At 65.0% G+C, this 257-nt stretch carries 1 protein-coding gene; it reads right to left on the bottom strand.

What is annotated here, in order from left to right:
- The coding region (locus RMT89_RS44060) for an AAA family ATPase (protein WP_315889374.1) at positions 1 to 257 on the bottom strand (257 nt) is incomplete at both ends.

Below are 257 nucleotides of genomic sequence, written 5' to 3'. Positions count from 1 at the left end.
AATCCGTCATGCTGCTCGATCCGCTGCAGCAGCGTGTTGACCCAGGCGTTGCGCTCCTCGGCCGCCGACCGCTCGGCCTCCTTGCGGGTGATGGCGACGGCATCGAACTCGTCGAGAAACAGCACGAAGGAATCGCCTTCCTTGTAGGGCGCAACCGCATCGAACAACGCGCCGATATTCCTGCCGGTCGAGCCGAGATATTTCTCGATCAGCCGATCGGGGCGCACCGCCAGCATGCGCAGGCCGATCCGCGCGGC

It is taken from the genome of Streptomyces sp. P17, assembly GCF_032436805.1.
Lineage (GTDB): Bacteria > Actinomycetota > Actinomycetes > Streptomycetales > Streptomycetaceae > Streptomyces.
This window is presented reverse-complemented; position numbering and strand designations above follow the sequence as displayed.